The organism is Bdellovibrio sp. ZAP7 (genome assembly GCF_006874645.1).
Lineage (GTDB): Bacteria > Bdellovibrionota > Bdellovibrionia > Bdellovibrionales > Bdellovibrionaceae > Bdellovibrio.
The window spans coordinates 3,862,510-3,874,820 of sequence record NZ_CP030082.1 but is presented as its reverse complement, the minus strand read 5'-3'; the positions used below and the strand labels follow the sequence as shown (position 1 = coordinate 3,874,820).

The window sequence follows — 12,311 nt, the reverse complement described above, 5'->3', positions numbered from 1 at the left end:
CGACAGGCTTCTCGGTGGGGATATAGAATATAAGTGCTATGAACTAGATCTTTGCAAGCTTGTCTAAATAGGCGTGCAAAACCTCGCGTTGGACAGACAGGCGCATAAACTTGCCTTCTCGGGTGATTTCGACCAAGCCGGCAGTTTCAAGTTCTTTAATATGATGGGAAAGTGTTGCGGCACTAATATCGTGCTCTTCTTGCAAAGCGCTGCATGCAAGTGAGCCATCGTTTTTGCTGGAACCAATCTGTTTTAAAATAAGATAACGACGAGGCTCTGCAAGTGCTTTCGCAATTTGTTCGAACTGTTTGTCTGTTAAGCGAACGGTTTTCGTCGAGGACATAGAGACATTATACCGAAGTGAGCCGATTCTGTCTAGTTGGTGCAGCTTTCAGGATTAGTCGTTTAATCCCAAGCCCTTAAGAATTTTTGGAATGCATTTTTCAACTCTAGAAATGCGTGTAGCTTCTTGTTTTGCGGAAGCAATATGCATTGTATAGAGTCTTTGGCGCCCGGGGGTCAGTTTTTCAAATGCAGCTTTAAGTTTTTTATTCTTATCTAACTGCACCTGAAGCTCTGTAGGCATCGTGAGGGATTTTGGAGAGCTTTTGGCAATCTTTGCGCCAGAGTTGTCTACTTTAATGGATTCTTTAATGAGCGCCTTCATCGCAGACTTGGCTTTAGAAACTTCGCTGAATGATTTGAATTCAAGTCTTCTGCCAATCTGAGAATTTTCACCGGGAGCTTTCAAAAGTTTTTTGGGATCTTTAACCATAACGCCGTTAAAAAATAAAAGAGCGCACATGTTTTTGAAAGTCTGAATCATGATCAAGTTTTTGCCATTATTTGTGTAGCATGGAAAACGCCATTTGAAATCTTCGTCAAGGCCACATTCCAAACAGACTTCTCTCATCAGTTTTGCCTCGTTCGGCCAGATTTTTTCAGATTTAATAAATGCATCTACTTTTGGATTCTTTTTGCTCATGCCCAGCTCTTTCGTGAGAGATATCTTAATAGATAAATTCTGAAATCTATCCCGTGGGATGACAATCCTAATGTCGGTAAACTTGTCATTCGTACTGTTATATTTGTACGGAAAAAGGGGATACACCCGGGGAGCTTAGCGAAAAAGCTTTCGCTAAATCAGATCTTAGCTGCGCCAACTTCTCAGTCGCATCTTTTTGGTCAAAAGCTCTTAATATCGCGGAAGGATGCCATGAGACCAAAATGTTCTCGGCCAAGGCATTATTCGTAATTACTTTTTCTCGGTACTCGTTAATCTTTACCAGTCTTCCCAAAATCGCTGTTGCCGCTGTGGTTCCTAAAGCGATAATGACTCGAGGTTTGACGGCTGCAATTTCGGCCTCAAGCCAGGGCTTGCAGGCGTGCATGTCGGTGCCGCTTGGTTTCTTATGAATGCGGGCCTTGCCATCTTCGCCGGGGGTCCATTTGAAATGCTTGACGGCATTTGTGATGTAAATGGATTCGCGGTGAATTCCCAACTCTTCCAAGGCTTCAGATAACAATTTTCCAGCAGGTCCAATGAAGGCTTGGCCGGAAAGGTCTTCCTCGTTCCCTGGTTGTTCGCCGACGATCATGAGATCAGCGTGAGGATTTCCTTCGCCAAATACCGTTTGCGTGGAATGACCTGCCCAAGGACAAATCTGGCACTTTTTTGCTAAGTCCTTTACTTCGGCAAGAGATTTATTTTTAGGTACTTCAGCACGCACCTGCGGAGCAGCGGCCATATTTTGTAAGCGTTGAGGAGCTTCGCGCACCAGTTCATGAATCAAAGCTGTCTCGGGCATACTTGACCAGTACTTCGGGGACATTTCCTGTTTCATCATTTTTAAATTTAATCGTGCGGGATTAAAAATCGATTTGTAATAAGTTTTCCAAACCTCATCGAACTCATCTGCGACATTGAATTCATGTTCGGCCATGCCAGGTCCGAACGTAAGCTCCTTCATGTTCCAATGCGCCGATGCATCCGGTGAAAAGATCGACCAGGGCTTGTCGCCAAAGCGTCTTGCAAAAAAAGGAGTTCCTAGTTCAATGATAAGATGTTCTGGTTTATGCCAAGCCACGTAGCCTTCTTGTCCGTCGATATCCACTTTTTTAAAACGAACGAAGGCGTGCATTTTGTGAATGTCTTTACGAACGGATTTGACCAGATCCATTGCCTTTTTCACGTCGGGATCGGTGACGATATTGAGTAAGTGTGAAGTCTCGTGATTTAAGCGATAAACCAGGCGATAGAGTAAATTCCAGCGATCGGGATCACGAGCGGCTGCAATAAGAGGAGCCATTTCCAGAAACTCTTTGGGAATAACGGGTTTTTCCAGAGGTTTTTTCTCTAGCACGGAAAACAGAAATTCTGGAGCGTCATTCCAAATGACTTCCGCCGGTGCGACACCCTCGATCAGCTGAGTGCGTGCTTTCACGCGCCACTCATTCCAGTTCACAAATCACCTGAAGCCGCCGAAAGCTTCACATCAAACAATGACATCTGTTTTTCTTCGGGTTTAATGCGTTCTTTTAAATCGCTGGCATCAATCAAAAATGCGTCGGGATTGTGATCCGTCGTTACAATAAAAAATCTTGCGCGCTTAAGGGGTATTCTTAGCTTTGCAATATCCATTAGGGAAATCTTTTTAAAAGGGCGCATCTGTAAAATGCGTTCCACATTCTTTACGCCGAATCCTGGAATGCGTAAAAGTTCCTCTCGAGTTGCCGTATTGACGTTTACTGGAAATGCATGGCGATTGCGAAGTGCCCAAGCGGTTTTAGGATCAATATCTAAAGGTAAGTTAGGTGATTCAGCATTTGTAAGCTCAGAAGCATCGAAATTATAAAAACGCACCAGCCAATCCGCTTGGTAAAGACGGTTTTCACGAATCAACGATGGTTCTCCGCGAGGCAAAAAAGCATCCGCATGGGGAATAGGGCTATAGGCAGAGTAGTACACTCGACGTAAAGAATATTTCTTATAAAGACTTTGTGATTGATCAAGAATAACTGAATCCGTACTTTCTGTTGCGCCCACAATCATTTGTGTAGTTTGGCCAGCAGGAGCAAATCGGGGAGCTTTTATGAATTTCTTTTTCTGATCTTCCTTTGCTTCCTCAACCCGTGTGGCGATTTGTTGCATCGATGTGGTGGCTTCAGAAATAGTTTTCGCAGGGGCCAGAAGATTCAAATCAGCTTGTACGGGCATCTCGATATTCGCGCTGACTCGGTCAGCCCATAAGCCAGCTTTTAAAATCAATTCCTCGGATGCGCCAGCAACAACCTTTAAATGGATGTAGCCTTGAAACTTATGTTCTAAGCGCAAAGACTTAGCGACTTGAATCAGTTGCTCCATCGTTTCGTCAGAACTTTTAATGATTCCAGAACTTAGAAATAAACCTTCGATATAATTTCGGCGATAAAATTCCAAAGTAAGCTGCACGATTTCTTCAGGCATAAAGCGCGCGCGTTTCACGTCACTTGAAACGCGATTGATGCAGTACTTGCAATCAAAGATGCAGAAATTGGTCATCAGAATCTTAAGCAAGCTAATACAGCGGCCATCGGGAGCATAGCTGTGACAAATTCCCATACCTTCAACATTTCCCATGCCGCCGTTTTCACGTTTGCGTTGGGAGCCACTGCTTGAGCAGGATGCATCATACTTTGCTGCATCCGCCAGAATAGAGAGCTTTGACTTGAGATTATCCCATTGAATTGCCATAGACTTACATATAATTTACATATATGATCAAGTCAACAACCTGAGCAAAAACGGCGAAGATTTCGCCGCTTGGAAACTACCAGATCAGACCGATATTCGCATACCAAGTGTGCAGGTTGTTTTTGGAATCTTCTGTATCTTGATAAATGTCGCGATAAGAAACTCCGTAAGTCAGAGTTCTTTTAGAAAACTCATTTGCAAAGCGCACTCCCGCAAGGAAGCCGCCACCGGTTTTCAGATCCAAACCATCGTGATTAGTCGCCATCAACACCAGGCCGTCTGTGATGATAGATGTTTTGAATTTTCCAGTGTTAACCACATTCCATCTGGCACCGAACTGTACTTGAGGGATATAGATCGCTTTAACTTCAGCACCCGTCAAAGATGGCTCAACAAATGGTGTTTGTTCATAGTTAATCAAACCTGCCAAGGTAACCAAAGGAACAGCTTCGTATTCCATTCCTAATGTGTACTTTGCAAGATACTGAGATTCACCTTCGATTTCACCAACGGATTCTTTAGGGTGAATATCCATTTTCTCAACCGCGGCACCGATGATCAATTCCGCTTTTTCGCTCATGTGATAAGCAAGTTCAAGTTCGATTCCGTAATCAAGATCAGAATCCAACGAGATATCAGAAGTGCCATCGTTCAACTTACCATCCAAAGTGAATTTTGAAAGAGCCAACGAAGTTTTGAAACCCCATTTTGAATGGTGAGCGGGTTCAACCTTTACTTCTTCTTTCGGAGCAACAGGCTCTTCTTTTTTTGCCTCCTCTGGATGGTTGTAAGGAGTTTCTTCAGCTGCCGCTACAGTTGCTGCCGGAGTTGGAGAAGGAAGAGGGGCTACGTCAGACTTAGGAGCGATTGCTGCTGCAGCTACTGCTGGAGCCGGAGCTGGTGTTGGTGCTTCTTTTGCTTCTTCTTCAGCTGTTGGTTTTTCTTGTGCTGCTTGGATGCCAGCAACAGTTTCCATGCGGTTTAGTTTTGTATAGTTCTTAATGAGAACTTCATCAGCTTCAGCATTGGAAATCGTTGGAGCCTTTTTAATAACCAACTCTTGCCCTTGTTTCAAAGTGTAAGGCTCTTTCAAAGAGTTCCACTCAGCAATAGCTTTCCATTGTTTTTCATTTCCATAAAGGTCACGGCTTACCATGTACAAGTGCGGAGCGCGCCCCGTAACGGTATAAACTGTTAGATCGCCAGTTGTGCGAATCTCCCGTTTATAGCTAGAAGGAGTTTTGGAGGAAGTTTTCTTAGTAGTCGCAGTGATAGGTTTCGCGGCAGATGCCTCTGGATGTTCTACTGCCTTGTGCTCGACTTGCGCTGTTTTCTTTGGTGCAGGTGCTGCAACATCAGCTTTCAATTTTACTTTGAAATCGTCAGCAGGGGAGCCATGATTTTCAACGGCAAAAGCGCTAGTGGTTGATAGAGAGAAAAGCAACGTCAACGTACTAAGATATATAGTGTTTTTCATGATTCCATTTTTACGAATTATCTCGAGAAAGTGGAGAGCAAACACTATATAGCTAAAGATCTGGGCCTAGGCTGAAGTAGGGCTTTGGCGCAGATTATATTTACCCCAAACAATCAGAAACGTCGCCAGCACAAAATGGAAGATGATCGGGATCGTTCCGCCGAACCATCTTTCCTCGGGATACATGGACATGCGCAAAACATAGCGAAAGATCATCGCGCCAAAATAGAAATAGCCAAAGTTTCTTAAGAACAGACCAAGTTTTTGATGAGGTTTTGAAAGGCGACCTATTCCGCGGGAGATATCTGAAGCGATTTTAGCAAAAAAACCAATGATCAAGATTTGCGTGGGTAGCAGATACTGGTAGGGCATCAGTCCCGAATACCATTCCTTCATGGGTGGTAAAAAGTCAGGTGCATACAAAACTACTATGAGTTGTCCTAGCACACGACACACAAATAATGCCCATAACACCCATAATATTTTTGCCGTTCTTGTGGAACTCATAGTGAGTTCATTATCGAAGGCTTTAAGGGGATTAGTAAACGACAAAGTTTTGTAATACTACAATAAGTCGTGCTCCCGATTTCACGGATCCCTTCATCAAGATATCGTTAAGTACTATTTAAAATATAAACAAAATGAACTTCAATTACGAGGAGCCGACCATGGCAGAACCGCGCAGTGAAAGTGAAAACCCCGCCATCCCATCGCCAAAACCGAAAACTTCGATGCGCCCTCAATCCAATCGCGATTGGTGGCCGAATCAATTAGATCTTTCTGTCTTAAATAAAAATTCGCCACAAATGAATCCGATGGATGATTCCTTTAGCTACAAGGAAGAATTCAAAAAATTAGATGTTGAAGCATTAAAGCAAGACATTTTCAAATTGATGACGACTTCCCAAGACTGGTGGCCCGCGGATTTTGGCCATTATGGTCCTTTATTCATTCGTATGAGCTGGCATGCGGCGGGAACATATCGAATTGAAGATGGTCGTGGCGGCGGTGGTGACGGTGCTCAGAGATTTGCACCACTGAACAGCTGGCCTGACAATGCGAATTTAGATAAGGCCCGCCGTCTGCTTTGGCCGATCAAAAAGAAGTATGGTCGTAAAATTTCTTGGGCCGATCTTTTGGTATTTGCGGGTAACTGTGCTTTAGAATCTATGGGATTTAAAACTTTTGGTTTTGCCTTTGGCCGCGAAGATGTGTGGGAACCAGAAGAAGTCTTCTGGGGGCCGGAAGATACGTGGTTAGGGGATGAACGCTATAGCGGAGATCGCCAGCTGGCCGGCGCACTTGGCGCCGTGCAAATGGGTTTGATCTATGTGAATCCTGAAGGTCCCAATGGTAAACCAGATCCAAAATCATCAGCGCGGGACATTCGTGAAACCTTCGCACGTATGGCGATGAACGATGAGGAAACCGTTGCCCTGATTGCCGGTGGGCATACGTTCGGGAAAACTCACGGGGCTGCGAGAGCCGATGAGTATGTCGGTAAAGAACCGGAAGGCTGTCCGATGCATGCCTTGGGACTTGGCTGGAAGAATTCGTATAAATCAGGAAAGGGTGGAGACACGATCACGAGTGGCCTGGAAGGGACTTGGACAAGTCAGCCTACGCAGTGGAGTCACGGTTTTTTTGAAAATCTGCACAAGTTTGACTGGGAACTTACCAAGAGTCCGGCAGGTGCACATCAGTGGAGGCCGAAAAATTCCGCCGGTAAAGACCTGGTTCCTGATGCGCACGATTCCTCGAAACGTCATCAACCCACAATGCTGACTTCTGATTTGGCGTTGTTAGCAGATCCCGTTTACGCGAAAATTTCAAAACGCTACCTTGAAGATCCAAAAGAGTTCGCCGATGCGTTCGCTAAAGCATGGTACAAACTTTTACATCGCGATATGGGCCCGATCACAAGGTACTGGGGGCCGTGGGTGCCACCGGCACAGTTGTGGCAAGATCCGGTTCCGGAAGCAGATTTTAAATTTATCGATGAAAAAGATGTCAAAGTATTAAAAGAAAAAATCCTGGCGTCGGGTCTTAGCAACTCCCGTTTGATTGCTACGGCTTGGTCGGCAGCATCCTCGTTCCGTGGAACTGATATGCGTGGGGGAGCCAATGGTGCCCGCATTCGTCTGTCCCCTCAGAAAAACTGGGAAGCAAATGAGCCGGCAGAACTTAGTAAAGCTTTGGAAGTGCTTGAAAAAGTTCAAATGGAATTTAATAAAACCCTAAGTGGTGGTAAGCAAGTGTCCTTGGCTGACGTCATTGTGTTAGGCGGATGTGCCGCGATCGAAAATGCGGCTAAGAAGGCCGGTCACGATGTAACAGTGCCGTTTTCGCCGGGTCGCACAGATGCGTCTCAGGAACAGACTGATGTCCATTCGTTTGCGGTATTAGAGCCCAGAGCAGATGGATTTCGTAACTACATCCATACAAAAATTAAACTTTCACCTGAGACACTGCTATTAGATCGTGCGAACCTTCTAAATCTCACGGCACCTGAGATGACAGTGCTGGTTGGCGGTTTAAGAGTATTAGATGTAAATCATGAAAATACCAAGCATGGCGTCCTAACAGACAGACCCGGAACTTTAACAAATGACTTTTTCACGAACCTTTTGGATATGGAAACTGAATGGGATGTATCTTCCAAGCAAGGTTTGTATGAAGGGGTATCGAAAAAGAACGGCAGCAAAAAGTGGACAGCCACCGCCGCTGATTTGGTTTTCGGTTATCACTCCCAGCTGCGTGCCTTTGCTGAGGTCTATGCTTGTGATGATGGCAAAGATAAATTTGTTCGTGATTTTGTAAAAGCATGGGATAAAGTGATGAATCTGGATCGTTATGATTTAAGGAACTAATGGCTGCGTTTAAAAAGAATGAAAATGTTCAGTGGAAATATCTTGGCAGACCTATTTATGGAAAGGTCGAAGAGGTATTTTTTGAGTCGATTACGAAAACTATTAAGGGTAAGAAAATCACCCGGAATGGCTCCAAAGAAAAGCCGGCGTATCTGGTAAAATCAGAAGCCGGCAACATTGCCTTGAAGCTTGAAACAGAGCTTGAAAAGGTTATGAAGTCCTCTGCGAAAACTCCAAGAGTGTTTGCAAAAGATTGATGGAGTCGCTGCGTGTCGCTCCGTTTGAAGAAAAATTCACACGGAGCAAATCGACAGTGATTGCTGGAGCAGGAGTCAGTGGGTTTGCCGTAAATGTGCAAGATAGCTTTACTTTTTCTAATGTACTCCAAGTGAAACGCGATGTAATTTCAGCGTTCTTCATGAGAGCAATATAATCTTCGACGTCTTGAAAGACCTGAAAAGCCCAAGGTATTATCGGTGCATGTCGAATTTTTACACCGTGATCCTATCAAACTTATTTCTAACGTTGTCGATGGTTTTCGCCAACTCGGCGGCGTTTGCTAAATCCTGGAAATTCGAATGCGCAAATCAATCCACGATTTCGATCACTCCTTCGTCTGGTGAGTATCCTTTGCAAGCGATCTATAAAACTGCGAATGGAACTATGAAACTTGTCGGCGATAAAGATTTCGATAGAGACAACGAAGGCTATCTGGTCGACATCATTCGGCTGATCGATCCAGCGAATTTCAATTATCAGGTTGTTCTGGAATATACTGAATCTGTCGGAACCACCGTCTGGGTTGAACAGGTCGATACGCAAACCAATCAATCCGAAGACTTCCAGTGTAAGCTCGTTTCTTTTCAGAAATAGTTAACTTCTGTTACTGGTCTTAAGAGCAGTCATTCTGATTTTCCTTAAACATAACTAATACGTATGGCGAAATAAAGTAAATCAACTTTATGGGAGCCCCAGTGAAAACCGGCAGTGTTTTACTTTTAGTATGTTCTATTTCGTCTTTGATCAGTTGTACACGTATCGAAACTGGTGAAGTGGGAGTTCGAATTGGATTCGACAAACAAATCAGCTCCGGTGAATTGCTTCCCGGCTCTTTTAATCAAACAATTGTCGGCAGCGTTCTGACTTTCCCAGTGAAAGACGTCAGTGTTCGCGTTGAAGATATGACTCCACTTGCAAAAGATAACAGCACGATGAAGGATTTCGATGCAATGGTCGTTTACAGCATCAATCCTCAAGCGGTGAGTGAGCTGTATGTGAAAAAGAACAGATCTTTCCATGCCGAACACGATGGCGACATTTACTTGATGTATAACTATGTTCATCAGGCAGCAAGAAACGCGATTTATAAGTCTGCACGTAAATATGATGCCCTGGATATGAATGACAATCGCCAGGCGATTGAATCCGAAGTAAAAGATCTTATCATTCACACGTTGGCTGAAGAAAAACTTGATACGTCAATTACCGTAAGCCAAGTTCTGGTGCGTGTGATTCTGCCTGCAGATTCTGTTGTTGCATCAGCGAATGAACTGGTTCGTGCCAAGAATGAATACAAGCAAAAAGAAGTCGAAGTTCAAACCGCTAAGAAAGAGGCAGAGCGTATTGCGGCCCTTAACTCTAACAAAGGTGCCATCGAATACATGGCGGCTATGGCGAACATGAAAATCGCGGAAGCCATTGCAAATGGCAGAGTAAACACCATCGTCGTTCCGTCGGACTTCAAGGGAATGGTTAACATCAAATAGGGGATTTTAGATGAGTACCAAAGTGACAGAGAGTCATTGGGATCAGAATGGCAAAATTCTTTTCACGAGCTTAAAAGGAAATGTCGATGAAGCTGATATCTTCGCTTGGAAGCACACTCTGTCAGTCGCGGTGGCATCAATTCCCACCAATACCGAATTTAAAGTATTGTTAGATCTAAATGGTTTTGACCCTGTTTCCATCAGTGCTCATAAAGCAATGAGAAATGTTATTCCCGAGCTATTGGCGACTCACGGACTTCGCCCTGCGTTCATTGACTTGTTTGATGAAAAGCCCGAGATGATCATTAGTTGTGATGACGGCAAAAGATGCACAGCTTTTGCCAATGTTCACCACGATCCAAATAAAATGGCGGATTATCGAAAAAGAATCGGCGGCGATCGTCAGCAGTTCTTTACCGACAAAGACCAAGCCGCCCAGTGGCTGAATGGTCTAACTTAAACGCGTTTCTATTAAATATCAGTACGTAAAGTTCCACACAGAGGGCGCAGTGATTCGCGCTCTTCTTTCGTTAGAACATAAGGTTCCAGCGTAGGTGTGCCTTCTGAAGTAAAGAACGGTGAAGGTGACCCAGCGCCTGTGATCTTGGCCGTCAGGATGAATTTCACGACTCGGGCCATGAATGGAAATGAAACTCTCTTCTGCGCAAGCGGTGGCAAAGGGCCCTTGGCAAACTGTGCTTGCATTCTTTCGCGAATCGGTCCGAATATTTCATTTACTTTTTCTGGGGAACTTTTCTTTTCAAAGATACGCGCGGCCATACCGATGTAAGGCATTTTTGCGGAAGTCATCGCATTGCCGATGGGAGTCTTGCAGCATTCGGAATACCAGCGGAACATTCCTGATCTATACAGGCGCACAGACTTCATTTTATCCATGCCCTCTTGAATCTTTAAATGCGAAGGCATCACCGGAATAATATCCGTCCCGCCATTGGCATCTAAAGTATCAGCACGTTTCAAATAGTGGGCATAAGCCTGGCAATCATCACAAAGGCAAACCGCACGATAGCCTTTAAGGTGTTTGGATTCCACAGTGCCTTTAACTTTTCCACAATCACATTCGAATGCCACTTGCATGTCTTACCTCGCTGATAAGAAATGATGGCATAAACCAGGATGCACAGAAAGAAAAATCCCCGCTCGAGGGCGGGGATTTTTAAAGAAACTATTTATTCTTGAAGTTTTCCTTAACAACTTTTTCAGTCGCTTCTTTACCGATCGGAGAGAAGCCGTTGTCGTTACGACCTTTTTTAGAAGAGTCGATGGCGATGTCCCAGAAGTTGATACCTTGGAACCATGGCCATTGTGGCTGCCAGAAAGATTCAAAGATCGCTTGGTAAGCCGCAGCTTGGTCTTGGATATTTACTGTACCTGAACCAGCGTAAGCAAATGGATCAATGAAGCCTTTTTCCACAGAGCGGAAACCGATTTCTTTGATGATTGCTTTCTTGTGGTGATCCAAAGTCAATTCAATCTGAGTAAGACCTGTATCCAACTGAGTTGCATAAGAATCAGAGCGAAGTTTCAGGGAGCTCACTAGGTCGGCGTACGTGTTTGGTAACACTTGGTCATTGGAAGCCAACGAACGATAAATATCCAAACCGATAGCATCTAGTTCTTTCCAGAAAGTGGAAAGGTCTTGCCAGATTTTCTGTTCTTCTGGATTTGGACGGTCTGCAAGGTCCACCAAACGGTAGCGCCATCTTTCGAACTCACCACCAGAAGCAGTCAAAGGACCGTTGTTCACGCTGTCATCCGTAAAGTTTACGTCATACATCAAACGAGCGTTTGGCAATTTAGCACGAACATAACGAAGAAGTTCCAACCAGCGACCTGGAAAGCCATATGGATATTCTTTCCATTGGTCTTCGATACCCACGGTCATTGAGTAAAGCTCGGCACCGATCGTAAATTCGTCCACTTTCGCAAGTTTAGCTACGGTGATGTAAACATCAAGATACACGCGGAAAGATTCAAACCAACGATTTGGATCTTTAGGTTGGATGTTCCCATGCCACCAAGTTTTCATAGTGCCATTGGATTGTTTTTCCATATAGGGGAATTCGCCATTTGGACCAACTACGAAAAAGATCGGGCGGATACCAACAGTCATGCCTTGGCTTTGGATGTACTTAATAAGCTTCGCCATGCGCATAGCTTCTTTAGAACGTTCTGCCGGAGCAGTTACTGGGATGATTTCAGAAGAGTAGGGACCCTTCATGATCGCACGAAGATTCAAAATAACGTGGTTAGAACCAAGGCGTTTTGCTTCATCAACTGCTTGTTGTGCCAAAGTTTTTGGCTGGCCAGCAGGCGCAGCATCGTAAAGGAAGCCTTCAGATTCAGTTAGGTTAAAGCCTGCAACGTATTTGTCTGCAGCGAAAGAATTCGCTGCGAACATCAATACGAAAGCAGAAATCAGATTAATAAGTTTCATAATCAGT

13 protein-coding genes are annotated in these 12,311 nt (G+C 44.4%); 5 read left to right on the top strand and 8 right to left on the bottom strand.

Features of this window, described 5'->3' with window-relative positions; genetic code table 11:
* Nucleotides 1–43 precede the first annotated feature (43 nt).
* The 6 genes from DOM22_RS18585 to DOM22_RS18560 all read right to left on the bottom strand — a co-directional run bounded on the left by DOM22_RS18585 (nt 44) and on the right by DOM22_RS18560 (nt 5,717).
* Nucleotides 44–343, bottom strand: a complete 300-nt coding sequence (locus tag DOM22_RS18585) for a helix-turn-helix transcriptional regulator (protein WP_142701809.1) — start codon at nt 341–343, stop codon at nt 44–46.
* Between the two features lie 54 nt (nt 344–397).
* Entirely contained in the window at nt 398–985 is a 588-nt protein-coding gene (locus DOM22_RS18580) for a YdeI family protein (RefSeq protein ID WP_142701808.1), read from the bottom strand.
* Between the two features lie 97 nt (nt 986–1,082).
* Nucleotides 1,083–2,444, bottom strand: a complete 1,362-nt coding sequence (locus DOM22_RS18575; RefSeq protein ID WP_142701807.1) for a UdgX family uracil-DNA binding protein — start codon at nt 2,442–2,444, stop codon at nt 1,083–1,085.
* Between the two features lie 17 nt (nt 2,445–2,461).
* Nucleotides 2,462–3,733 carry a putative DNA modification/repair radical SAM protein gene (locus tag DOM22_RS18570; RefSeq protein WP_142701806.1) on the bottom strand — a complete coding sequence of 424 codons (1,272 nt, stop codon included), beginning with the start codon at nt 3,731–3,733 and terminating at the stop codon, nt 2,462–2,464.
* Between the two features lie 76 nt (nt 3,734–3,809).
* Nucleotides 3,810–5,210 (bottom strand): hypothetical protein, encoded by a 1,401-nt coding sequence (locus tag DOM22_RS18565; RefSeq protein ID WP_142701805.1) that lies wholly within the window; start codon nt 5,208–5,210, stop codon nt 3,810–3,812.
* Between the two features lie 66 nt (nt 5,211–5,276).
* Nucleotides 5,277–5,717 (bottom strand): hypothetical protein, encoded by a 441-nt coding sequence (locus tag DOM22_RS18560; protein ID WP_142701804.1) that lies wholly within the window; start codon nt 5,715–5,717, stop codon nt 5,277–5,279.
* A 161-nt stretch (nt 5,718–5,878) separates the two neighbouring features.
* On the opposite strand from DOM22_RS18560, the gene katG reads away from it, so the two are divergent.
* The 5 genes from katG to DOM22_RS18535 all read left to right on the top strand — a co-directional run bounded on the left by katG (nt 5,879) and on the right by DOM22_RS18535 (nt 10,306).
* Nucleotides 5,879–8,080, top strand: coding sequence for a catalase/peroxidase HPI (gene katG / locus DOM22_RS18555; protein WP_246845755.1), 2,202 nt, complete (start codon nt 5,879–5,881; stop codon nt 8,078–8,080).
* Entirely contained in the window at nt 8,080–8,337 is a 258-nt protein-coding gene (locus DOM22_RS18550) for a DUF2945 domain-containing protein (protein ID WP_142701802.1), read from the top strand. The genes katG and DOM22_RS18550 overlap by 1 nt, the downstream gene beginning before the upstream one ends.
* 223 nt (nt 8,338–8,560) lie before the next feature.
* The gene (locus DOM22_RS18545; protein ID WP_142701801.1) at nt 8,561–8,953 is read left to right on the top strand and encodes a hypothetical protein; all 393 of its coding nucleotides are present in this window, start codon (nt 8,561–8,563) and stop codon (nt 8,951–8,953) included.
* A gap of 101 nt (nt 8,954–9,054) precedes the next feature.
* On the top strand, nt 9,055–9,846 hold the full coding sequence (locus DOM22_RS18540; protein ID WP_210415649.1) for an SPFH domain-containing protein: 792 nt from the start codon (nt 9,055–9,057) through the stop codon (nt 9,844–9,846).
* A gap of 10 nt (nt 9,847–9,856) precedes the next feature.
* A complete protein-coding gene (locus DOM22_RS18535) occupies nt 9,857–10,306 on the top strand; it encodes a hypothetical protein (protein WP_142701799.1) in 450 nt (149 codons plus the stop codon).
* A gap of 11 nt (nt 10,307–10,317) precedes the next feature.
* Here DOM22_RS18535 and DOM22_RS18530 read toward each other — a convergent pair whose 3' ends face one another.
* Nucleotides 10,318–10,944, bottom strand: a complete 627-nt coding sequence (locus DOM22_RS18530; protein WP_142701798.1) for a DUF6151 family protein — start codon at nt 10,942–10,944, stop codon at nt 10,318–10,320.
* An 88-nt stretch (nt 10,945–11,032) separates the two neighbouring features.
* A complete protein-coding gene (locus DOM22_RS18525; RefSeq protein ID WP_142701797.1) occupies nt 11,033–12,304 on the bottom strand; it encodes a hypothetical protein in 1,272 nt (423 codons plus the stop codon).
* Nucleotides 12,305–12,311: the final 7 nt, after the last annotated feature.

Bases quoted from the DNA above. Each gene is read 5' to 3' on its own strand.
- DOM22_RS18585 (WP_142701809.1), bottom strand. From the start codon at position 343: ATGTCCTCGACGAAAACCGTTCGCTTAACAGACAAACAGTTCGAACAA.
- DOM22_RS18580 (WP_142701808.1), bottom strand. From the start codon at position 985: ATGAGCAAAAAGAATCCAAAAGTAGATGCATTTATTAAATCTGAAAAA.
- DOM22_RS18570 (WP_142701806.1), bottom strand. From the start codon at position 3,733: ATGGCAATTCAATGGGATAATCTCAAGTCAAAGCTCTCTATTCTGGCG.
- DOM22_RS18565 (WP_142701805.1), bottom strand. From the start codon at position 5,210: ATGAAAAACACTATATATCTTAGTACGTTGACGTTGCTTTTCTCTCTA.
- DOM22_RS18560 (WP_142701804.1), bottom strand. From the start codon at position 5,717: ATGAGTTCCACAAGAACGGCAAAAATATTATGGGTGTTATGGGCATTA.
- katG (WP_246845755.1), top strand. From the start codon at position 5,879: ATGGCAGAACCGCGCAGTGAAAGTGAAAACCCCGCCATCCCATCGCCA.
- DOM22_RS18550 (WP_142701802.1), top strand. From the start codon at position 8,080: ATGGCTGCGTTTAAAAAGAATGAAAATGTTCAGTGGAAATATCTTGGC.
- DOM22_RS18545 (WP_142701801.1), top strand. From the start codon at position 8,561: ATGTCGAATTTTTACACCGTGATCCTATCAAACTTATTTCTAACGTTG.
- DOM22_RS18535 (WP_142701799.1), top strand. From the start codon at position 9,857: ATGAGTACCAAAGTGACAGAGAGTCATTGGGATCAGAATGGCAAAATT.
- DOM22_RS18530 (WP_142701798.1), bottom strand. From the start codon at position 10,944: ATGCAAGTGGCATTCGAATGTGATTGTGGAAAAGTTAAAGGCACTGTG.
- DOM22_RS18525 (WP_142701797.1), bottom strand. From the start codon at position 12,304: ATGAAACTTATTAATCTGATTTCTGCTTTCGTATTGATGTTCGCAGCG.